17 protein-coding genes are annotated in these 21,507 nt (G+C 75.6%); 5 read left to right on the forward strand and 12 right to left on the reverse strand.

Features of this window, described 5'->3' with window-relative positions:
• Window positions 1–65 precede the first annotated feature (65 nt).
• The 3 genes from eccE to C7C46_RS10960 all read left to right on the forward strand — a co-directional run bounded on the left by eccE (window position 66) and on the right by C7C46_RS10960 (window position 4,305).
• Window positions 66–1,412, forward strand: coding sequence for a type VII secretion protein EccE (gene eccE / locus C7C46_RS10950; RefSeq protein ID WP_110668318.1), 1,347 nt, complete (start codon window positions 66–68; stop codon window positions 1,410–1,412).
• 58 nt (window positions 1,413–1,470) lie between these two features.
• Window positions 1,471–2,241: a hypothetical protein gene (locus C7C46_RS10955; protein WP_181442294.1), complete on the forward strand. Its 771-nt coding sequence runs from the start codon at window positions 1,471–1,473 to the stop codon at window positions 2,239–2,241.
• Window positions 2,242–2,340: 99 nt separating this feature from the next.
• Window positions 2,341–4,305 carry a MinD/ParA family ATP-binding protein gene (locus tag C7C46_RS10960; protein ID WP_245984348.1) on the forward strand — a complete coding sequence of 655 codons (1,965 nt, stop codon included), beginning with the start codon at window positions 2,341–2,343 and terminating at the stop codon, window positions 4,303–4,305.
• A gap of 51 nt (window positions 4,306–4,356) precedes the next feature.
• On the opposite strand, the gene C7C46_RS10965 is transcribed toward C7C46_RS10960, so the two are convergent.
• From C7C46_RS10965 to rimP, 10 genes are all read right to left on the reverse strand, one after another.
• Window positions 4,357–5,334: a bifunctional riboflavin kinase/FAD synthetase gene (locus C7C46_RS10965; protein WP_110668319.1), complete on the reverse strand. Its 978-nt coding sequence runs from the start codon at window positions 5,332–5,334 to the stop codon at window positions 4,357–4,359.
• A gap of 90 nt (window positions 5,335–5,424) precedes the next feature.
• Window positions 5,425–8,787, reverse strand: coding sequence for a trypsin-like peptidase domain-containing protein (locus C7C46_RS10970; protein WP_110668320.1), 3,363 nt, complete (start codon window positions 8,785–8,787; stop codon window positions 5,425–5,427).
• A 190-nt stretch (window positions 8,788–8,977) separates the two neighbouring features.
• On the reverse strand, window positions 8,978–9,883 hold the full coding sequence (gene truB, locus C7C46_RS10975) for a tRNA pseudouridine(55) synthase TruB (protein WP_110668321.1): 906 nt from the start codon (window positions 9,881–9,883) through the stop codon (window positions 8,978–8,980).
• Window positions 9,884–9,944: 61 nt separating this feature from the next.
• On the reverse strand, window positions 9,945–11,006 hold the full coding sequence (locus C7C46_RS10980; protein WP_245984349.1) for a DHH family phosphoesterase: 1,062 nt from the start codon (window positions 11,004–11,006) through the stop codon (window positions 9,945–9,947).
• Between the two features lie 173 nt (window positions 11,007–11,179).
• On the reverse strand, window positions 11,180–11,629 hold the full coding sequence (gene rbfA / locus C7C46_RS10985) for a 30S ribosome-binding factor RbfA (RefSeq protein WP_110668323.1): 450 nt from the start codon (window positions 11,627–11,629) through the stop codon (window positions 11,180–11,182).
• Window positions 11,630–11,782: 153 nt separating this feature from the next.
• A complete protein-coding gene (locus tag C7C46_RS10990) occupies window positions 11,783–12,079 on the reverse strand; it encodes a DUF503 domain-containing protein (protein WP_110668324.1) in 297 nt (98 codons plus the stop codon).
• A gap of 148 nt (window positions 12,080–12,227) precedes the next feature.
• A complete protein-coding gene (gene infB / locus C7C46_RS10995) occupies window positions 12,228–15,338 on the reverse strand; it encodes a translation initiation factor IF-2 (RefSeq protein WP_110668325.1) in 3,111 nt (1,036 codons plus the stop codon).
• A 192-nt stretch (window positions 15,339–15,530) separates the two neighbouring features.
• Entirely contained in the window at window positions 15,531–15,824 is a 294-nt protein-coding gene (locus C7C46_RS11000; protein ID WP_110668334.1) for a YlxR family protein, read from the reverse strand.
• Between the two features lie 79 nt (window positions 15,825–15,903).
• A complete protein-coding gene (gene nusA, locus C7C46_RS11005) occupies window positions 15,904–16,917 on the reverse strand; it encodes a transcription termination factor NusA (protein WP_110668326.1) in 1,014 nt (337 codons plus the stop codon).
• Window positions 16,918–16,919: 2 nt separating this feature from the next.
• On the reverse strand, window positions 16,920–17,483 hold the full coding sequence (gene rimP, locus C7C46_RS11010) for a ribosome maturation factor RimP (protein ID WP_110668327.1): 564 nt from the start codon (window positions 17,481–17,483) through the stop codon (window positions 16,920–16,922).
• Between the two features lie 249 nt (window positions 17,484–17,732).
• On the opposite strand from rimP, the gene C7C46_RS36390 reads away from it, so the two are divergent.
• The gene (locus tag C7C46_RS36390; RefSeq protein ID WP_110668328.1) at window positions 17,733–18,875 is read left to right on the forward strand and encodes a DUF4439 domain-containing protein; all 1,143 of its coding nucleotides are present in this window, start codon (window positions 17,733–17,735) and stop codon (window positions 18,873–18,875) included.
• 93 nt (window positions 18,876–18,968) lie between these two features.
• Window positions 18,969–19,892 carry an aminoglycoside phosphotransferase family protein gene (locus C7C46_RS11020; RefSeq protein ID WP_110668329.1) on the forward strand — a complete coding sequence of 308 codons (924 nt, stop codon included), beginning with the start codon at window positions 18,969–18,971 and terminating at the stop codon, window positions 19,890–19,892.
• A gap of 13 nt (window positions 19,893–19,905) precedes the next feature.
• Here C7C46_RS11020 and C7C46_RS11025 read toward each other — a convergent pair whose 3' ends face one another.
• Both C7C46_RS11025 and C7C46_RS11030 read right to left on the reverse strand, forming a co-directional pair.
• Window positions 19,906–20,454 carry a GNAT family N-acetyltransferase gene (locus tag C7C46_RS11025; RefSeq protein WP_110668330.1) on the reverse strand — a complete coding sequence of 183 codons (549 nt, stop codon included), beginning with the start codon at window positions 20,452–20,454 and terminating at the stop codon, window positions 19,906–19,908.
• 42 nt (window positions 20,455–20,496) lie between these two features.
• Window positions 20,497–21,372, reverse strand: coding sequence for a GNAT family N-acetyltransferase (locus C7C46_RS11030; RefSeq protein ID WP_181442295.1), 876 nt, complete (start codon window positions 21,370–21,372; stop codon window positions 20,497–20,499).
• Window positions 21,373–21,507: the final 135 nt, after the last annotated feature.

Here is a 21,507-nt window from a genome sequence, read left to right on the forward strand (position 1 = left end):
ACGGGTACTGTTCTGCACCCGGCCAGCCGGGCCGTGACAGCCGATCAGAGAGGGTCACGCGGGGGATGCGAAGCCAGACGGCTCCAGGGCGGCGCCGGGCCGAACACGGCGGAGAACCGGCGGCGGGTCCGAGCGGCACGGTGGCGGTGAAGCTGCACCCGCGCCCCGGCCTGCTGGGCGGGCGGCTGCGGCTGCAGCACCTGGTCCTGGTACAGGTGGCGGTGGCACTGGTCGCGGTCGGCTGGACGGTCGGCAAGGTGGCCACCGGCCTGCTCGCGGTCCCGGCCGTGCTGCTGCTGGCGCTCGCCCTGGTCCCGGTGCGCGGGCGCAGCCTGCCGGACGCGCTGCGGATCCGCGCCGCGCTGCGGACCCGCCGCCGCACGCCGCTGGGCGTGCCGCCGGGCACCGACCCCGGTCTGGCCCCGGCCCTGGAGCTGGACCCGGCCCTGCGCACCTGCACCCACGCCACCGAGACCGACCTGGGCGCCGGCCGCCCGATCCGGCGCGAGACCGGGATGGTCGGCGACGGCACCTTCCTCACCTCGGTGCTGCTGGTGCAGGCCAAGGACCAGCCGCTGCGCCCGATGCGCACCGCGCGGCCGCTGCCGCTGGACCTGCTCTGCTCGGCGCTGCGGGTGGACGACATCGCGCTGGAGTCCGTCCAGTTGGTCCAGCACACCCAGCCCGCCCCGGCACCGCACCTGCCTGAGCAGTCGCTGGCCGCCCGCGGCTACCAGCAGCTGCCGGCCGGCCCCAGTACCCCCGCGCTGCGGCTGACCTGGGTGGCGCTCAAGCTCGACCCGGAGCGCGCGGCCACCGCCGTGCTGGCCCGCGGCGGCGGCGAGGAGGGCGCCCGCAAGGCGCTGCAGCGGGTCACCGACCAGCTGGCCGGCCGCCTCGACGGGGCCGGCTTCACCGCCAGCGTGCTGGACGAGCGCGAGCTGATCGCCGCGCTGGCCATCGCCAGCTGCGCCAACCCGCTGGCCACGGCGGGCCGCCAGGGCAGCGCAGGCGGCGCCGGCACCGGTCAGCTGCCCCGGCGGACCCAGGAGAGCCGGCGCTTCGTGCGGGTCGACGACCGCTTCCACACCACCTACTGGATCTCCCGCTGGCCGCAACTGGGCCGCCCGGCCGGGCCGCCCGGCCGGGTCTCGGCCCCGGAGCTGGTCAACCTGCTCACCGGCACCCCGGCGCTGGCCAGCGCGTTCAGTCTGACCGCCCGCCCCGGCACCGGTGACTCGGTGGCGCTCAGCGGGTACCTGCGGGTGGTCGCCCGCAGCGAGCACGACGCCGACCGGTTCGGCCGCCAGCTGGAGCAGCGCGCCCAGGGCGTCGGGCTCGGGCTGGCCCGGCTGGACCAGGAGCAGGTGCCCGGCGTGCTGGCCACGCTGCCGCTGGGCGGCACGGCGTGACGGGCCGTCGGCTGACGCACCGTCCGTCGACCGCCGAGCCCTTCGGAGGGAACAGCTGATGGCCTACCAGACCTACTCCGGGGGCGCCGCCGCATCCGGCACCGCCCCCGGCGCCCGGCCCGCCGGGCGGATCCGGCCCGGCTTCGGGCTGCGCGGGCCGCGCCGGGAGCGGCACGTGCTGGAGCCCGCCGACCTGGCGGCGCTCTCCTTCCCGGTCGGCGACGACGGGGTGCTGATCGGCGAGGACCCGGAACAGCGGCCCGCCGTGCTCGGGCTGTTCCGGCCCACCGCCTACGACGTGGTGCTGGTCGGCGGCGTGTGGACAGCGCAGCTGATCGCGCTGCGGGCGGCCGCCACCGGGGCCCGGGTCGCGGTGGAGACCGCCCGCCCGCAGCTGTGGGCCACCCTGGCGCAGGCCGCGGGCGGCGGGCAGCCGTGCGTGACGGTGCACCAGATCGGGCGGCTCGGGGCGCAGGGGCCCTCGGTGGCCGCGCCGGTGCTGGTGGTGCGGGACCTGGGGCCGCGGCCGCCGCGCAGCCGGCTCTCGGCCACCGGGTGGCAGTCCACCGTGACCGTGCTGCCCTACCTGGGGCCGAACGCCTCCCGGGTGCTGAACGCGGCCGACCTGGTGGGCGTGCAGCGGGTCTCGCCGCAGGAGGCGGAGCTGGTCGGCCGGGTGCTGGGCCTCGCCCCGGCGGACGTGGCGGCGCTGCCGACGCTGGGCGACGACATCACCCTGTGGGCCTCGCGGATGCGGCGCCAGTACGTCCGGTTGGAGGCCGGTCCGGACGAGTACCAGGTCCTCGGCCCGGCCCGCCGGGTGGACTGAACACCGCTGCGAAGGTGTGGTGAACCTGGCAAGGGCGACGTTCTAGGCTGGTGCCCACGGCACCGCGGACAGCGGCGGCGAACACGAGGGAGCCCAAAGGTGAGTAGCGATCGGGACGGCGTCTACGTCGGCGACAACCCGCCAGAGGACGACGACGACTGGTCGGACGCGCCGGACTACACTCCCCCGGCCTGGTACACCCAGAGCGAGCCGGCCGCGCCGGTGAGCCCCGGGCCGGCTCCGGCCGCCGAGGCGGTGCCCGCTGCTGAGGCGGCGTCGGCCGAGGCCGCCTCCGTGGAGGCGGTGCCGGCTGAGGCGGCGTCGGCTGAGCAGGCGTCGGTTCCGGAGCCCGTTCCCTCCCCGCCCCCGGTGGCCGAGCAGCCGTCCCCCGCCGGCCCTGCCCGGACCGATGCCGAGCCGGGCACCTTCCTGATGGCCGCGCCGGTGCCGGCCCCGGCCCCCACTCCCGCGCCCGCGCCCGCGCCCGCCGAACAGCCCGCCCCCGCCGCCCCGTACCCCGGCTACCCCTACCCGACCGGGCCGCAGCACCCCGGCCAGCCCCAACCGCACTTCCAGCCGCAGCACCCGCAGCCCGCCCCCGCCGCCCCATGGCCCCCGCAGGCCGGTGCCCCGCAGCCCGCGCACCCACAGCAACAGGCCCAGCCCTACCCGTACCCGCCGCAGGCCGCCCAGCCCCCCGCACCGCAGCCGGCTCCCGCCGCACAGCCCGTGCACCCGGTCGACCCGCGCCAGGGCGGCTGGCCGCAGCCCGTCCCGGGGCACCAGGCCCCGCCGCTGCCCTACCCGGCCCCCGGCTACGCCCAGCCGCAGCCGCCGGCCGCCTTCCAGCAGCCCGCCGCCCAGCAGGCCCCGGCGCCGGGCGCCCCGCTCGGCTACACCGCCGCCGTCGAGCTCAACTCGGACCGCCTGCTGCGCACCCAGCCCAAGCAGCAGCGCCAGGCCCCGCGGCTGCGGTTCGGCGGCAAGGCCGCGCAGGCCGAGCGCGAGCGCCGGCTGACGCTGATCCGCACCCCGGTGCTCAGCTGCTACAAGATCGCGGTGATCAGCCTCAAGGGCGGGGTCGGCAAGACCACGACCACCACCTCGCTCGGCGCCACCCTGGCCAGCGAGCGCCAGGACAAGGTGATCGCGATCGACGCCAACCCGGACGCGGGCACCCTGGGCCGCCGGATCAAGCGGCAGACCGGCGCGACCATCCGCGACCTGGTGACGGCCATCCCGCACCTGCACAGCTACATGGACATCCGTCAGTTCACCTCGCAGGACCAGAACTCCGGCCTGGAGATCCTGGCCAACGACGTGGACCCGGCGGTCTCCACCACCTTCAACGACTCGGACTACCGCCAGGTGATCGACGTGCTGGGCCGCCAGTACCCGATCATCCTGACCGACTCCGGCACCGGCCTGCTTTACAGCGCGATGCGCGGGGTGCTGGACCTGGCGGACCAGCTGATCGTCGTCGCCACCCCGAGCGTGGACGGCGCCAGCAGTGCCAGCACCACGCTGGACTGGCTCTCCGCGCACGGCTACGCCGACCTGGTCCAGCGCAGCATCACGGTGATCTCCGGGGTCCGCGAGACCAGCAAGCTGATCCGCACCGAGGACATCGTGGCCCACTTCCAGACCCGCTGCCGCGGCGTGGTGGTGGTGCCGTTCGACGAGAGCCTGGCGGCCGGCGCCGAGGTCAACCTGGACATGATGCGGCCCAAGGTCCGCGAGGCCTACTTCGAGCTGGCCACCCTGGTCGGCGAGGACCTGGTCCGGGCCCAGCAGGCGGCCGCCCAGGGCGGCTGGCAGCAGGCGGTCCACCACGGTGCGCAACAGCAGCAGTGGGCGGCCCAGCCGCCGGCCGGCTACGGCTATCCGCAGCCGGAAGCCGCTCCCGGCCAGCCCTGGGGCGGCGCGCCGGCGCCGGGCCAGCCGTGGCCGCAGCAGCAGGGCCAGGCCCCGGCGGGCTACGGCTACCCGGCCCCGGGGCAGGCTGCACCGCAGCAGCAACAGCAGTTGCCGCAGGAGTGGACCCAGCAGCCGCCGCAGCAGTGAACGCGACAGGGCGCCCGCACCGGACGGTGCGGGCGCCCTGTCGTCGGCCGGCTAATCCGCCGTCAGTTCCCGGGCCTGCTTGACGTCGTCGGCCATCCGCTCCAGCAGCGCCTCGATCGAGTCGAACTTCTCCATCCCGCGCAGGTAGGCCAGGAAGTCCACGGCCACGTGCAGGCCGTACAGGTCCAGGCCGACCCGGTCGATGGCGTACGCCTCCACGGTGCGGGCGGTGCCGTCGAAGGTCGGGTTGGTGCCCACCGAGATCGCCGCCGGCATCCTCCCTCCTTGCCCGGCATCGGGCGGGAGGGGCCCGTGCCCGCCGAAAACGGTCAGCCAGCCCGCGTACACCCCGTCGGCCGGGACCGCGCTGTGCGCCACGGTGTCCACGTTGGCCGTCGGGTAGCCCAGGTCGCGGCCGCGCTGGGCCCCGCGTACCACCACGCCCTCGACCCGGTGCGGCCGGCCGAGCACCTCGGCGGCGCCGGTCATGTCCCCCTCGGTGACCAGGCGGCGGATCAGCGTGGAGGAGAACAGCTCGCCGCCCCCGGCCGCGCCGCGCACCTGCAGGTCCACCACCTCGACCGCGAAGTCGGCCGCCCGGCCGAGCTCCTGCAGCAGCGCGACGTTGCCGGCCGCCTTGTGGCCGAACCGGAAGTTCGGGCCCTCGATCACCAGTTGCGCGTGCAGCGCGTCCACCAGCACCTGCTGCACGAAGGTCTCGGGCGACTCCTTGGAGAACTCCGCGGTGAACGGCAGCACCAGCACCGCGTCCACCCCGAGCTCGGCCAGCAGCTCCGCCCGGCGCGGGTGCGGGGCGAGCAGCGCCGGGTGGCTGCCGGGGCGGACCACCTCGCTCGGGTGCGGGTCGAAGGTCACCACCACGGCCTTGGCGCCCAGCTCACCGGCCCGCGCCACCGCCCGGTTGACGATCAGCTGGTGCCCCAGGTGCACACCGTCGAAGGATCCGATGGTGACGACGCTGCGTCCCCAGTCGCCGGGAATCTCCTCCAGGCCACGCCAGCGCTGCACCCTGACCGCTCCTTCTCTCCCCAGGGCTCTTGTGGGATCCCTGCTCCGAGCCCCCGGTCCCCGGGTGCTCACATGCTCGAACGCGAACCCCTATAGCGTGCCATGCGCCCGCTCCCGCTCCGGCACCGGAACACCTGCGGGACGCACCGGCCCGGGTGTGACGGTGCGCACCGGGGTCCGTTCGGCCTCGGCCGCGGCGTACTGCGGGTCGCCGCCGCGGGCCACCTGGGCCCGCATCCGCTCCAGCAGCGGGCCGGCCGCGAGCGGGCGGACCCGGTCCGGCCAGTCGGCGAGCAGCAGCGCGAAGGCGGCGCTGCGGCCCGCGCACCGCACCAGCAGCGCGTCCAGCCCGGCCACCCCGCCGTCACCGGGGAGCCAGGCGTCGGCGATCCGGCGCACCAGCGCCCGGGCCCGCTCGCCCTCGCGCCGCTCCACCGTGACGGCCACCCGCTCCAGCACCGCCGCCAGCACCTGCGGATCCCGCTCGACCGCCAGCAGCCGGTCCAGGAACTGCTCGCGCAGCTCCTCCCCGGGCCCCTCGCCCGGGGTGGCCAGCACCAGCGCGAAGGCCTGCCGGATCGGCGCCGGCCGCTCGGTGGGGCCGGCGCCGAGCAGCGCGGTCAGGTCCCCGGGGCCGGCCGTGCCCAGCAGCAGCCGCCGGCCCAGGTACTCGGCCACCAGCTCGGCCCGCTCCGGGCGCGCCCGCAGCAGCCGCCCGGCCAGCCGGGTGGCCGGGTCCGCCAACCCGGCCGGCGCCCCGCCCGCCGCGGGGCGCGCGTCGGCCAGCACCCGCAGCACCGCCGCGGCACCGCCACCGGGCCGGGCCAACCGCTGCTCGAAGGCGAGCAGCACGGCGGGCTGATCCGTCGTCAGTGCGGTGCCGAGCACCTGGGCGGTGACGAACGGATCGTCGGCCGCGTACGCCGACAGCGCCGCCGGCAGGTGCGCCGCGCGGGTCTGCGGGTCGCGCACCAGCAGGGCCAGCGCCGCGCCGTGCAGCGCGGGTTCGTCCTCCCGGGCCAGCAGGGCCAGCGCGGTGAAGCGCAGCAGTTCGGCGCCGGTGGCGGTGGCGTAGGGGGCGACCCGCAGGCCGTGCACGGCGGCGGCCACGTGCCGCTCGGGGCGCACGTCGTGGCTCCACCGGTCCACCGCCCGGCAGAGCGCGGACGGCTCCTCGACGGCCAGCACGGTCAGCAGCGCGTCCGCCCGGGGGTGGGCGGCGGCCACCAGCGCCTCGGTCAGCTCGTCCACGGCCAGCGCGCGGTGCGCGTAGAGCAGGTCCTGGGCCAGGTCGGCCACGGTGGCACCGGGGCGGGCGGGCAGACCGCTGGTGTCCTCGAACCACGCGCAGAGCGGGGCGAACGCGGCCGCGCCCGCCGCCCGCAGCCGGGCCACCGCCAGGGCGCGGAAGCCCTGGTCCGTGCCGTCGGCCCGGACCAGCACCCGCAGCAGCTCCCAGCGGGCCTCCTCGCCCAGCGGCAGCCGGTCCCAGAAGGCGGGCCCGAACCGGTCGGCCGGCCCGCCCGGCTGACCGGCCAGCCGCTCGGCCAGCTCGGCCAGCAGCTGTCGGTGGGCCGCCGGCTCGGGCGAGTCGCGCAGTCCCGCGGCCAGCAGCCGGGCCGCCCACCAGCCGGTCTGCGGCCCGGCCGCCGGGTCGGCGAGCGCCCGGGCCAGCCGGCCCAGGCGCCGGTCCAGCTCGGCGGCGCCGCGCAGGCGTCCCAGCACCCGCAGCCCGGCCTCCACCACGCCGACCCGGTGCCGCGGCACCGGGCGCGGCCCGCTCGCCGCGAGCAGTTGGTCCAGCGCCGCGTCCAGGTCCAGGTGCAGGCCCTGCAGCCAGTCGCCGAGCTCCTCGTGGGCCAGCCGGTAGCCGTCGCCGACCGGCACGAACAGGCCCTCGGCCAGCACCGCCCGCCGCCAGCCGCCGGCGGCCGGGAACAGCTCGCCGAAGGCCTGCGGCCCGAGCCCGCCCTGCCCGGGCCCGAGCATCCGGCGGGCCGCCTCGTGCACCCGGCCGGTCACCGTGCGGGCCAGTCGGCGCACGGTGACCGGGGCCACCGGCTGCGGCGCGGCGGGCACCGTGCCCTTGCGGTGCGAGGCGGGGCGGTCGGCCTCATCGGCCAGCCGCTCGGCGATCCGCAGGCAGCTCAGGTCCAGCCAGGCGGTGAGCAGTTCGCCCTGCTCGGCGCCCGCCGGCACCGGCACGCCCGCCGCGGTCAGCTCGCCGGCCAACCGCAGCCGCAGCGGGCCGACCGGCCCGGGCGGCACCTCGACCCCGTACCGGCGCGCGGCGCGCTCCAGCTCCGCCGCCCGCAGCGGGCCCAGCCGGTGCAGCCGGACCTGATCGGCGCCGAACTCCGGCTGCCAGCTCTCCGGGCGGCAGCCCACCAGCAGCCGGACCCCGGTCTCGGCCAGCCAGCGCACCGTCCGCGCCCACCAGGCGGCGTCCAGCGGGCCGGGCGCCTCTTCGGGACCGTCCAGCAGCACCAGCAGCGGGCGCCCGGCCGCCTCGCAGACCCGGGCCACGGCAGCCGGCTCCAGGCCTGACGCATCGTCACCGGCCAGCGCCCGCCGCACGGCCGGGGCCACCGACTCGTCCGCCGCCGCCAGGTCGGCGCCGCGCAGCCACAGGGTGGGCAGCGCCCGGGCGCCACCGGCCCGGCGGACCGCGACGGCGGCCAGCTCGGTGGTGCGCCCGCTGCCCGGCTCGCCGACCAGCACGGTCAGCGCGACACCCGGCTCCTCACCGGCCAGCCCGTCCTCGCGCGCCACCCGGTCGGCCGCCAGGTCGGTGATCCGGCCCGGGCCGGCCGAGGCGGCGGCCAGCTGGCGGGCGGTGGCCCGCAGCACCCCGCCGAGGTTGAGCGCGGCGCCGTAGGCCGGGGCGGTGAGCGCGTTGCGGGCCAGCAGCTCGGCCAGCTCGGCGGGGGTGTCCAGCAGGGTCCCGGCCACCGGGACGGCCGGCAGCAGGCCGGCGGGCAGGCCGCGCAGGCCGGGGGCGGTCAGGGCCAGCAGGGTGCCGTCCGCGGCGTCCAGCACCGGGACGCCGGCCGACAGGTCGACGGCGCCGGGCAGGTCGAGCAGCAGCACCCCCGACAGCAGGCGGGCCGGGCCCACCCAGTCGCTCAGGGCGGTGCCGGTGCCGAGCAGGGTGCCGGTGCACGGGGCTCCGGGGCCGGGGAGCAGCACGGCGGCGCCGGCCTGCGCCGGGCCGGGACGGATCGGCAGCGGGGCCCGGCCGGGCGGCAGCTGATCGGTCGTCAGCAGGGCCAGCCCGAGCTCCGGGCAGGCCAGCACCAGCCTGGCCGGCTCACCGTCGGCGGTCAGGCCGGGCCCGGCCTCGGCCACGGTCCGGTAGGCCGTCAACAGGCTGCCGCGCGCATCCGCCCAACAGGCGTACCCGAGCTCGCGCACCTCGTGGTCGCACAGCCGTACCAGCGCACTCCGGTCCATCGTGCTGCCCTCCCCGGCGGCCCGGGCGGGCTCCCGTCGGGCCCGTCACCGCTGCCGTGCTCGCCGCGGTGAGCCTGCCCACCCGCCGGGGCGGGCGACCGCGCCCGCGCCGTTCACCACGTCCCTTCACCCCGCGCGCTCGCCCGCAGGAGTGAACCTGCGGACCGCACCGGGTGACCGGACCGGGTCGCTACCCCACGAAGACCGCGACCGGCCGCGCCTGGCCGTCCTGCTCCTCGACCAGCGCGAGGAAGGTCCCGTCCGGGCCGAAGGCCGCGATCGGGCCGCCCGCGTCCAGGCCCGGGGCCTTCAGCCGGGCGCCGGTGGCGAGCTTGCGGGCGTCCTGTTCGTCCAGGTCCCAGCGCGGGAAGGCGGCCGCGGCCGCCTCGGCGATCGGCAGCACGGTGAGCTGCTCCTCCAGCTGCTCCAGGGTGTGCGCGCCGGCCACCTCGTACGGGCCCACCCGGGTGCGGCGCAGCGCGGTCAGGTGGCCGCCGACGCCCAGCGCGGCGCCCAGGTCCCGGGCCAGTGCGCGGATGTAGGTGCCGGAGGAGCACTCCACGGTGACGTCCAGGTCGAGCACCGCCGTGCCGTCCTCGGCCGTGGCCGCCCGCTGCCCGTGCACCGTGAAGGAGTGCACCGTGGTGGGCCGGGCCGGGATCTCGAAGTCCTCGCCCTCGCGCACCCGGTGGTAGGACCGCTTCCCGTCGATCTTGATCGCGCTGACCTTCGACGGCACCTGCATGATCTCGCCGGTCAGCCGGGCGATCTCGGTGTCCACCGCCTCCCGGGTCACTCCGGTGGCCGGCGTCGACGCGGTCACCTCGCCCTCGCGGTCGTCGGTGATCGTGCTCTGGCCCAGCCGGATCGTCGCCTCGTAGGTCTTGGCGGTCAGCATCAGGTGCCCGAGCAGCCGGGTGGCCCGCTCGACCCCGATCACCAGCACGCCGGTGGCCATCGGGTCCAGCGTGCCGGCGTGGCCGACCTTCCTGGTCCCGGCCAGCCGCCGCATCCGGGCGACCACGCCGTGCGAGGTGATGCCTTCGGGCTTGTCCACGATGACCAGCCCGTCGGGACCGGTGCCTTTGCGCTTCATCGGTTCTTTCTCTGCGAGGTGTGCGGAACGGACGGGGCTACGGCCTGTCGTGGAGCACCCGCTACTGGCCCAGCGCCGCCCGGAACAGGGCGACCGTGCTGAGCACGTCGTCCCGGGCCGAGAAACCGGCAGCGTACGGGTGTCCGCCGCCGCCCAGCGCGGCGCAGGCCGCGGCCACGTCGACGGCGCCCTTGGAACGGCAGGAGCCGCGCAGCGTCCCGTCCGGGTCCTGCTTGAGCACCAGCGCCACCTCGGCCTCGGCCGGGCGGCGCAGGATGTCGATCAGCCCTTCGATCTCCTCCATCGTGACGCTGAACAGCGCCAGGTCCTGGTAGGGCACCCAGGTCCACACCAGCCCGCGCCCGCCGACCGCGGCCGGCTCGTAGACCGCCCGGTCCAGCGCGGCGCCCAGCACCTTGAGGTAGCCGAACGAGGAGGTGTCCCACAGCTGGCGGGAGATCAGGTCGTGCCGGATTCCGGTGGCCAGCAGCCGCCCGGCCAGCTCGTGGGTCTGCGGCGTGGTGACCGCGTACTTGAAGGAGCCGGTGTCGGTGGCGACCCCGGTGTACAGGCAGGTGGCCAGCTCCTGGTCCAGCCGCACCCCGAGCCGGCGCAGCAGCTCGTCCACCAGGACGGCGGTGGCCGGGGCGCTCGGGTCGATCAGCCGGTGGGTGCCGAAGCCGGGGTTGGAGGCGTGGTGGTCGATCACCACCAGGGTGCGGGCGGCGAAGGCCTTGGGGTGCAGCAGGCCGAGCCGGCCCTCGGAGGCCACGTCGAAGCAGAGCACCAGGTCCGGCTCGGCGGGCACCGCCGCGGCCGGCACGATCAGCTCCTGGCCCGGCAGGAAGGAGAGCGACTCCGGGATCACCTGCGGGTCGTCGCCGAAGGAGACCCGCACCGGGTGCCCGAGCGCCCGCAGCGCCAGGCCGGCGGCCAGCGCCGAGCCGAGCGCGTCGCCGTCCGGGCTGATGTGGCAGATCAGGTCGATCTCGCGGGCCCGGCCGATCTCGTCGAGCACCTGCTGCCAGACCGGCTCGAACCCGCCCGGCGGTGGCGGGTACCCGGCGCCGCCGGCCGGTGACTGCGCGCGCTGGCCCGGGAGCACGGCGAGGGCGTCCGCCACCTCCGGGGGGACCGACGCCCTGGGCGAACCGGCCCCCCCCGGCCCACCCCCCCNNCCGGCGCCGCCGGCCGGTGACTGCGCGCGCGGGCCCGGGAGCACGGCGAGGGCGCCCGCCACCTCGGTGGTGACGGACGCCCTGGTCGAACCGGCCGCCGCCGGCTCACCCGCCATGACTACTCGTCCTCGTCCGCGTCGTCGCCCTCGGCGGCCGGGGACCGGTACGGGTCGGCCTCGCCCGCGTACTGCGCGCCGGCCGCCGCGGTGCGCACCGCCGCGTCCGAGAGCCGGACCTTGTCGAGCAGGTCGTCGATCTGCCGCGCGTTGTCCGGCAGCGCGTCCGCCACGAAGGTCAGCGACGGAGTGAAGCGCACCCCGGTCTGCTTGCCGACCTCGGAGCGGAGCACGCCCTTGGCGCTCTCCAGCGCGGCGGCGGTCGCCTCCCGCTCGGTCTCGTCCCCGAAGACCGTGTAGAAGACGGTGGCCTCGCGCAGGTCCCCGGTGACCCGGGTGTCGGTGATGGTCACGAAGCCCAGCCGCGGGTCCTTGATGCGGCGCTCCAGGGTCTGGGCGACGACCACCTGGATACGGTCGGCGAGCTTGCGCGCCCTTGCGGTGTCGGTCACGTTGCCTCCTCGTGCAGTGGGCACGGTACTCGGGTCGGTTCTGCACCCGGCGGGGCCCAAGCCCCAAAGTACCGGCCCGCGCCCAGCCTTGTGGGCGCTCTCGGTCCTCGTCGGTGTGACGGTGGCGACGTTGCGCCCCGTGCACCCCCGCTCTCAATCATCGTCGTCGCCGTAGTAGCGCCTCCTCGCGGAGAGCAGCTGTACCTCGGGGCGGCCGGCGACCAGCCGCTCGCAGTTGTCCAGGACCTCGGTGACGAAGCGGTGCTCGTCCGAGACCACCGCCAGCCCGATCTCGGCCCGGCGGTGCAGCTCCTGGTTCCCTACCTCCGCAGCGCACACGCTGTACTTGCGCTGCAGTTCGGCCACGATGGGCCGCACGATCGAACGCTTCTCCTTGAGCGAGTGCACGTCGCCCAGCAGCAGGTCGAAGGTGAGTGTTCCGACGAACATGTGTGACAGGTCAAGCCGACCTGGGGGCCTAGGAGTCACCCCGAACGGCCGCGGCCGTCGGGGTCGGTGCCCTGGACCCTACACAGCGAGACCGGGGCCGGTCGACGGGAAATAATCCCGTCGACCGGCCCCGGGCCGCTGACAGCGACTACGAGCGCGGCTTCTCGCGCATCTCGTAGGTCTCGATGGTGTCCTCCACCTTGATGTCGTTGTACGACCCCAGGGTGACACCGGCCTCGAAGCCCTCGCGGACCTCGGTCGCGTCGTCCTTGAAGCGGCGCAGACCCTCGATGGTGAGGCTCTCCGCCACGACCTTGCCGTCGCGGATGAGGCGGGCCTTCGCGTTGCGGCGAAGGATGCCCTCGCGCACCAGGACACCGGCGATGTTGCCGAACTTGGAGCTGCGGAAGACCTCGCGGATCTCCGCGGAGCCGAGGCGCACCTCCTCGTACTCCGGCTTGAGCAGGCCCTTGAGCGCGGCCTCGATCTCCTCGATCGCCTGGTAGATGACCGAGTAGTACCGGACGTCGACGCCCTCGCGCTCGGCCGCCGTGCGAGCACGGCCCTCGGCGCGGACGTTGAAGCCCAGGATGATCGCGTCCGAGCCCATCGCCAGGTCCACGTCGGACTCGGTGATCGCACCCACACCGCGGTGCAGGATCCGGAGCTCGACCTCCTCGCCCACGTCCAGCTTGACCAGCGCGTCCTCGAGGGCCTCGACCGAACCGGAGACGTCACCCTTGATGATCAGGTTCAGCTGCTGGATGCTGCCGGCCGCGATCGCCTGGTCGATGTTCTCCAGCGAGATCCGCATCGGCCGCTTGGCGAACATGGCGTTGCGGTCGCGGGCCGAGCGCTTCTCGGCGATCTGGCGGGCGGTGCGGTCGTCGTCGACGACGATGAAGCTGTCGCCGGCGCGCGGCACCGAGGTCAGACCGAGGAGCAGGACCGGACGCGACGGACCGGCCTCCTCCACGTTCTTGCCGTTCTCGTCGAGCATGGCGCGGACGCGGCCGTGCGCGTCGCCCACCGCGATCGAGTCGCCGACGCGGAGGGTACCGCGCTGCACGAGCACGGTGGCCATGGCGCCGCGGCCCTTGTCGAGGTGCGCCTCGATGGCGATACCCTGCGCGTCCTGCTCCGGGTTGGCCCGCAGGTCCAGCGAGGCGTCCGCGGTCAGGACCACGGCCTCCAGCAGCTGGTCGATGTGCAGGCCCTGGCGCGCCGAGATGTCGACGAACATGGTGTCGCCGCCGTACTCCTCGGCCACCAGACCGAACTCGGTCAGCTGTCCGCGGACCTTGACCGGGTCGGCACCCTCGACGTCGATCTTGTTGACCGCGACCACGATCGGGACACCCGCGGCCTTGGCGTGGTTGAGCGCCTCGACCGTCTGCGGCATGACACCGTCGTTGGCCGCGACCACCAGGATCGCGATGTCGGTGGACTTGGCACCACGGGCACGCATGGCGGAGAACGCCTCGTGACCCGGGGTGTCGAGGAAGGTGATCTTCCGGTCCTCGCCGTTGACCTCGGCGGTGACCTGGTAGGCACCGATGTGCTGGGTGATGCCACCGGCCTCGCCCGCGACCACGTTGGACTTGCGGATCGCGTCCAGCAGTCGGGTCTTACCGTGGTCGACGTGACCCATGACGGTCACCACCGGCGGACGCGGCAGCAGTTCGCTCTCCTCGCCCTCGTCGGCACCGAAGTCGATGTCGAAGGACTCGAGCAGCTCGCGGTCCTCGTCGTCACGGCTGACGATCTCCAGCAGGAAGCCCATCTCCTGGGCCAGCATCAGGAGCGTGTCGTCCGAGACCGACTGGGTCGCGGTGACCATCTCGCCGAGGTTGAACATCACCGAGACGAGCGCGGCCGGGTTGGCGTTGATCTTCTCCGCGAAGTCCATCAGCGAAGCGCCGCGCGACAGCCGGACCGTCTGGCCGTTGCCACGGGGCAGCATCACACCGCCGACGGACGGGGCCTGCATGGCCTCGTACTCCTGGCGCTTCGCCCGCTTCGACTTGCGACCACGGGCCGGGCGACCGCCCGGGCCACGGCCGAAGGCGCCCTGCGTGCCACCACGGGCACCCGGGCCGCCGGGACGACCGCCGAAGCCACCGGGACGGGCACCGCCGCCACCGAAGCCGCCGCCGCCACCGGCACCGCCACCCGGGCGGGGACCGCCGAAGCCGCCGCCACCGGCCGGGCGCGAGCCCGGACCGGCCGGACGACCGGTGAAGCCCGGACGGGCGCCACCGGCACCCGGGGCACCGCCCGGACGGCCGCCGGGGCCACCCGGACCACGGCCACCGGGGCCCGGACGCGCACCGGTACCCGGGCCGGGACGCTGCGGCATCATGCCCGGGTTCGGGCGCGGCATGCCGGACGGGCTCGGCCCACCGGGGCGCGGCGCGGCCGGACGGGGCATGCCGTCGGGACGGGGAGCACCACCGGGACGCGGAGCACCGGCACCCGGGGCACCGCCCGGACGCGGGGCACCGGCACCGGGACCACCCGGACGCGGCGCGCCGCCACCCGGACGGGGACGGTCGCCGGCACCCGGGGCACCGCCCGGACGCGGACGGTCGCCCTGGCGCGGCGGACGCTCACCGGCACCCGGGGCACCGCCCGGACGCGGACGGTCGCCCGGCGCGGCCGCACGGCGGTCGCCGGGACGGCCCATGCCGGTGGCGCCACCGGAGGTGAAGGGGTTGTTGCCCGGACGCGGGCCGGCCGGACGCGGGCCCGGACGGGCACCGCCCTGGGCCTGCTGGGCCGGACGTGCGGCAGCCGGACGGGCCGCCGGCTCCTCGGCCGGAGCCGGGGAGGAGAACTCGGCCGCCGGAGCGGCCGGGGCGGCCGGACGGGCCGGGCGCGGACCCGGGGTGGGTGCACCGGCCGGACGGGGCGCAGCCGGCGCGGGCGCGGCGGGAGCCGCAGCCGCGGGGGCGGCCGCCGGAGTCGGACGGGGGGCCGCGGGACGCGGACCCGGAGTGGGTGCACCCGGCCTGGGTGCGGCCGCACCGGCACCGCCGGCGGGCTGGGGCGCCGCGGGCTTCCGCGGGCCGGGCTTGGCGGACGCGCCGCCGGACGGCGGCGTCGTTCCCAAAGCATCAGTCAACTTGCGCACAACCGGCGCCTCGATCGTCGAGGACGCCGAACGGACGAACTCGCCCAGCTCGGTCAGCTTGGCCATCACAGCCTTGCTCTCCAAGCCGAGTTCCTTGGCAAGTTCGTATACCCGGACCTTAGCCACTTTGCTCCTGTCTAATAAGTCCGGGGTCGTTGTCCGCCGGACCGTCGCTACTTCATGGGCGTACTCATCGCGTACTCATCGAGTGCTCATCGCAATCTCGACCTACTTCCATCTCGCGAGGTACCTGACTGGTGGCGCGGTACACCGAGGTGCGCGCGCCGTGCTCTGTACGGTGGTTCTCCCCCGGGGTCCTCAGGACGCCGGGGCGCTGTCCGGACCGGCCGTGACCTGCTCGCGCAGGGCCTCGGTGTCCAGCGTCCCCGTGAGCCGGAAGGCCCTCGGGAACGCCCGGCGGCGGACCGCCAGATCGAGACAGCCGGAGTCGGGGTGCAGGTACGCGCCCCGACCGGGGAGCGAGCTGCGCGGATCGGGGACGCAGGCGCCCGCCACCGCGATGACTCGCAACAGCTCGTGCTTGGCCGCTCGCTTTCGGCAGCCCACGCAAGTGCGTTCTGGGCATGCACGGACATGCGTCCGGCCGGACACCTTCAAGTCTACCCTCCGCAGGGACTGACCGCGGCCCCGCCGATCTCGGCGGGGCCGCGATTATCGGATGACAACGCCGCTACCGGGCGGTGGATTCCCCGCCGACCGGCTCTTCGGCGCCCTCGGTGTCCGGCCGGATGTCGATCCGCCAACCGGTGAGACGGGCCGCCAGACGGGCGTTCTGGCCCTCCTTGCCGATCGCCAGCGACAGCTGGTAGTCCGGCACGATCACCCGGGCGGAGCGCTGCTGCATGTCCACGATCTCGACCTTGGTCACCCGGGCGGGGGACAGCGCGTTGGCCACCATCTCGGCCGGGTCGTCCGACCAGTCCACGATGTCGATCTTCTCGCCGTGCAGCTCGCTCATCACGTTGCGCACCCGGCCGCCCATCGGGCCGATGCAGGCGCCCTTGGCGTTCAGTCCGGCCCGGCGCGAGTGCACCGCGATCTTGGTGCGGTGGCCGGCCTCGCGGGCGATGGCGGCGATCTCCACCGACCCGTCGGCGATCTCCGGCACCTCCAGGGCGAACAGCTTCTTCACCAGGTTGGGGTGGGTGCGCGAGAGGGTGACCGAGGCACCGCGGACGCCGCGGCGCACCGCCACCACGTAGCTGCGCAGCCGGGTCCCGTGGCGGTAGTCCTCGCCGGGCACCTGCTCCTGCGGGGGCAGGATCGCCTCCAGCTTGCCGATGTCCACCAGCACGTTCTTCGGGTCGTTGCCCTGCTGGACGACACCCATCACGATGTCGCCCTCCTTGCCCGCGTACTCCCCGAAGGTCTGGTCGTCGGCCGCGTCGCGCAGTCGCTGCAGGATGACCTGCTTGGCGGTGCTGGCGGCGATCCGGCCGAAGCCGCTGGGGGTGTCGTCGAACTCGCGCGGCTCGGCACCCTCCTCCAGCTCGCTCTGGTCCTCCAGCGCCCACACCGTGACGTGGCCGCTCTTGCGGTTCAGCTCCACCCGGGCCCGGCGGCGCGAGCCCTCGGTGCGGTGGTAGGCGATGAGGAGCGCCGACTCGATCGACTCGACCAACAGGTCGAACGGGATGTTCTTCTCGGTCACCAGCCCACGCAGGGCACTCATGTCGATGTCCACGGCTACGCCTCCTCTTCTTCCTCGGCGAGCTCCAGCTCGTCCGGGTCTTCCTCGGACAGCAGTTGCTCGTCCTCCTTGCGGTTGAACTCCACCTGGATCCGCGCCTTGGCCACCTCGGTGAACTCCAGGCGGCGCTCCTTGGGCCTGCCGCGGCCCTTCACCGGCTGCACCTCGACCAGCGCGCCGGTCTCGTCGCTCTGCAGGCTGAGAATCTCCAGGATGCGCGCGACCAGCTCACTGCCGTCGGTCAGCTGGATCTTGACCAGCCGGCCGATGTTGCGGCGCCAGTGGCGGGGTTCGGTGAGCGGGCGGTCCACGCCCGGGGAGCCGACCTCGAGGACGTAGGCGGCGCTGCCCAGCAGGTCGCTCTCGTCCAGGGCCTGCCCGACCTCGCGGCTGAACTCGGCGATCGCGTCCAGATCCACGCCGCCGTCGGCGTCCACGTCGATCTGCACCTGACGGCGGCTGCCGGCCTGGGTCACCTTGACGTCCTCAAGGTCCAGGCCCGCCTGCGCGGCCAGCGGCTCCAACAGGGCACGCAACCGATCGGTGGGGGTGGTGCTCATCCGGGTGACTCCTCGGCCGCGTCTGCTGTTGTCAGAAGGTCGTAACTCGCCCCAAAGCCTATCGGGTCGACCCGGCAACCGCCGATTCCGGTTGCGGGCACCGCCCGGTGTCCCCCGGCCTCGGCCGGTCCCGGCCCGGGCGGTAGCGTCACCACGGCGGGCACAACCCTTTCACGTTCCCGACCACTGTCATTTCCATCCGCGCGGGGGGCCGAGGGAGCCGCCCGCCGTACTCCTGGGAGCACCTCGATGCAGTCCACCGGGCGGCGGACCTTCCTGGCCACCGGGGCGCTGGCCGCCGCCGGGCTGCTGGCCGCCTGCACCTCGGGCTCGAACGGCTCGGGCGGCTCCGGGGGCAAGGGCCGGGCCGACACGGACAAGCCGCTGCGCACCCGGGCGGTGGCCGCCACCGACGCGCTGCTGGCCCAGTACGCGGCGCTGCCGGCCGGGGGCGCCGCGGTGGCCGGCCCGCTGCAGGCTGAGCTGGTGCAGCAGCGGGCCGCGCTGGCGGCAGGACTGCCCGCGGCCGGCTCGCCGGGCGCGGGGTCGCCCGCGGCCGCGGGGAGCGGCTCGCCGGGCGACGGCGGGCCCGCGGTGACGGCGGCGGTGCTGGCTGCGGCCGAGCGGACCACGGCGCAGGGCCGACTGGCCGACCTGGCGGCCGCCTCGCCGGAGCTGGCCCGGCTGCTCGCCTCGGTGGCGGCAGCGGGGGCGCTGCACGCGGTGCGGCTCGGCGACCGGACCCCGCTGACCGTGCCGGCGGACGGATCGTCAGGTGCGGCCCCGGCCGACGGCGCGTCAGCCGATCCGTCGTCAACCGGCGCAGCGTCAGCCAACCCTCCGTCAGCCGCCGTCCCCACGGCCAAGAGCCTGCCCTCCAGGAGCCAGCCGGCCAAGGGCCCCGCCGCGCCGCCCTCGGCGGCCCCGCTGGGGTCCGCCGCCGCGACCGCGCTGCAGGCGGCGCTGGCCGCCGAGCACGCGGCGGTGTACGCCTTCGGCGTGGTCGGCGCCAAGACCCCGCCCGGCCCCAGGCGGGACGACGCGCTCGCCTGCTACGCCGTGCACCAGGCCCGCCGGGACAACTGGCAGCGGCTGCTCGCCGGCGGGGCCACCCCGACGGCCGCCGCCCCCGGCTACCGGCTGCCGTTCGCCGTCCCGGAGGCGGGCGCCGCCGCCAAGCTGGCCGCCGAGGTGGAGAGCCGACTGCTCGCGGTCTACGCCGACCTGGTGGCCTGCACCACCGACACGCTGCGGATGACCGCCGCCACCGCGCTGCGCGAGTGCGTGCTGCAGTGCGACCACTGGGGCGGCACGCCCGGCGCGCTGCCCGGGCTGGCCGCCCCCGACACCGCCGGCAGCGCCTCGCCGAGCACCGCCGTGAGCCCGCACTGAGGCGCTGACCAGCGCGGCTGCCCGGCCCGGGCGGGTCGGATGGCCGACAATGGGCGGGTAACAGCACGGGGGAAGCACCGAGGAAGGGCCGCCATGTCGTCAGCAGCTGGGCAGTGGAAGGTTCCCGACCGACTGCGCGAGGGGGTGACCGCCCGGCAGGGCAAGGCCGGTGAACAGTGGCTGGCCGGACTGCCCGAGCGGCTGGCCGGGCAGTTGACCCACTGGCAGCTGACGCTGGACCGGATCGCCGACCCGGGCGGCCGGTTGAGCCTGGTGGCGTACGTGCGCCGGGCCGACGACTCGCCCGCCGTGCTCAAGGCCGGCCTGGTCGCCCCCGAGACCGCGCAGGAGCACGCGGCGCTCGCGCACTGGGCCGGGCGCGGCGCGGTGCTGCTGCTGGACGCCGACCCCGCGGCCGGGTTCCTGCTGCTGGAGCGGCTGCACGGGGACATCCCGCTGCGCTCGCTGGCCGAGGCCAAGGCGATGCTGGAGGCCACCAGCCTGCTGCGGAGGCTGTGGACGGCGCCGCCGACGGGCCATCGGTTCACCACCGTGGCCGACCGGGTGGGCGGCCAGCTGGCCTGGCTGGCCACCCGGCCGGAGCTGGCCGCCGCGGTGGACGCCGGGCGGCTGCTGGAGGAGGCGGTGGCGGTGGCCGGCGGGCTGCTCGACTCCGCCGACGAGGAACTGCTGCTGCACGGGGACTTCCACCACGGGAACGTGATGGCCGCCGACCGGGCACCGTGGCTGGCCATCGACCCGCAGCCGCTGGTCGGTGAGCGGGCCTACGACCTGGCCTGGCTGGCCCAGGACCGCAAGGAGACGCTGACCGCCGCCCCCGGCCCGCAGGGCGCGGCCCGCCGCCGGCTGCACCAGCTCTCCGAGTCCGTCGAGGTCGACCTGGACCGCCTGCGCGGCTGGACGCTGTTCCGCACCGTCGCCGCCGGCCTCGGCGCCCTGGCCGCCGGCGAGCGGACCAACGCCGAGCTGTACCTGGAGTTCGCCGGCGGGTTGTAGGGCAGCGGGCCGGCTATCGCGCCGGCCGGTGCAGCGGGAGCTGGGCGCCCATCACGGCGTACGGGCGGTCGGTGGCCGGGAAGCGGACGGCGCGGGCCAGGTCGTGGTAGCCGAGGGCGCGGTAGAGGCGGCGGGCCGGGGTCTCGGCGTCGATCGCGGACAGGATGCTGCGCGGCTGTCCCGAGCGCTCGCACAGGCTGCGGATCAGCGAGCTGCCCAGGCCCTGCCCCTGGTACTCGGGCAGCACGTGCAGCTCGGTCACCGCGAACACGTCGTCCAGCCAGTCCCCGTAGCCGCGGGCCTCCAGGTGCGGCTCGATCACCGTGCTCCACCACTGGCTGCGCTGGTTGGGCATCCCGTAGCCGAAGCCGACCAGCCGGCCGCCCGCCAGCGCGCCCAGCGCCAGGACCCCGGGCTGCAGCGCGTGCCGTGCGACGATGTGCAGCCGCACCGCGACCTCCTCGGCGGACAGCCCGAAGGCCTGGGCCTGCACCTCCAGCGCGTACGGCGCCCAGGCGGCCAGGTCGATCGGCTGGACGGTGACCTCGGTGAGCTGCTCCATGCCCGGGACGTTACTCCTTGCCCGCCCAGCTGACCGGGGAAGTCAGAAGAGCACCGACATGAATGCGCCCACTTCCCGGAACCCGACCCGGCGGTAGGCCGCCCGGGCCGGCAGGTTGAAGTCGTTGACGTACAGACTGACCACCGGCGCCACCTCGCGCAGCGCGAAGTCCAGCACCGCCGCCATGCCGCTCTCGGAGAGCCGCTTGCCCCGGTGTGCGGGGGCCACCCAGACCCCCTGGATCTGGCAGGCGCCCTTGGTCACCGCCCCGATCTCGGCCTTGAAGACCACCTCGCCCCGCTCCGAGATCCGGGCGAACGAGCGGCCGGTGCTGACCAGTTCGGCCACCCGGGCCTGGTAGAGCAGGCCGCCGTCACCGGCCAGCGGGGAGATGCCCACCTCCTCGGTGAACATCGCCACACAGGCCGGCAGCAGCAGGTCGATCTCGTCCCGGCGGACCCGGCGGACCAGCGGGTCCGGGGTGACCGCGGCGGCCGGCTCGCTGGTGGCCATCAGCGGCTGGTGGCCGCGCACCTCGCGGGCCGGGCCCCAGCTGCGCTCCAGCAGGGCCCAGAGCCCGGCGGTCGCCGCGGCCGGCCCGACGATCGAGGAACAGCGCCGGCCCTGCCGCCGGGCCCGCTCGGCGAAGGCGTGCACCGCCACCGGCCCGGCGTTGATCGGCACCAGGTTGGCCCCGGCGTAGCAGAGCGACTCCAGCCGGCCGTCCTGGTCGAACCAGCCCCACATCTCCCCGCCCAGCCGCCACGGGTCCAGGCCCACGGCCTCCACCCGGGTGGCGACGAAGGCGTTGGCCACCGGGTCCCGGTGCAGCACCGCCAGGGTGTCGGCCAGGTCGGCGGCCTCCAGCACCCTGGTGGACGCCAGGCTGCGGGCAGCCTGCAGCGCGCTGGGGAGAATCACGCCTCGATCGAGCACTGTGCCTCACTCACCGTCAGCCGGCTCAGTCGGCGGCGATCACGGTGGGCGAGCCGGCCTCGACGCCGTCCGCCTGCATCTCCTCGGCCAGCTTGAGCGCCTCCTCGATCAGGGTCT

The organism is Streptomyces tateyamensis, from assembly GCF_003205575.1.
In the GTDB taxonomy this organism is placed as follows: domain Bacteria; phylum Actinomycetota; class Actinomycetes; order Streptomycetales; family Streptomycetaceae; genus Kitasatospora; species Kitasatospora tateyamensis.

Coding starts and splice junctions, on each gene's coding strand:
- eccE (WP_110668318.1), top strand. CDS start 66: ATGCGAAGCCAGACGGCTCCAGGGCGGCGCCGGGCCGAACACGGCGGA.
- C7C46_RS10955 (WP_181442294.1), top strand. CDS start 1,471: ATGGCCTACCAGACCTACTCCGGGGGCGCCGCCGCATCCGGCACCGCC.
- C7C46_RS10970 (WP_110668320.1), bottom strand. CDS start 8,787: ATGGACCGGAGTGCGCTGGTACGGCTGTGCGACCACGAGGTGCGCGAG.
- truB (WP_110668321.1), bottom strand. CDS start 9,883: ATGAAGCGCAAAGGCACCGGTCCCGACGGGCTGGTCATCGTGGACAAG.
- C7C46_RS10990 (WP_110668324.1), bottom strand. CDS start 12,079: ATGTTCGTCGGAACACTCACCTTCGACCTGCTGCTGGGCGACGTGCAC.
- rimP (WP_110668327.1), bottom strand. CDS start 17,483: ATGAGCACCACCCCCACCGATCGGTTGCGTGCCCTGTTGGAGCCGCTG.
- C7C46_RS36390 (WP_110668328.1), top strand. CDS start 17,733: ATGCAGTCCACCGGGCGGCGGACCTTCCTGGCCACCGGGGCGCTGGCC.
- C7C46_RS11020 (WP_110668329.1), top strand. CDS start 18,969: ATGTCGTCAGCAGCTGGGCAGTGGAAGGTTCCCGACCGACTGCGCGAG.
- C7C46_RS11025 (WP_110668330.1), bottom strand. CDS start 20,454: ATGGAGCAGCTCACCGAGGTCACCGTCCAGCCGATCGACCTGGCCGCC.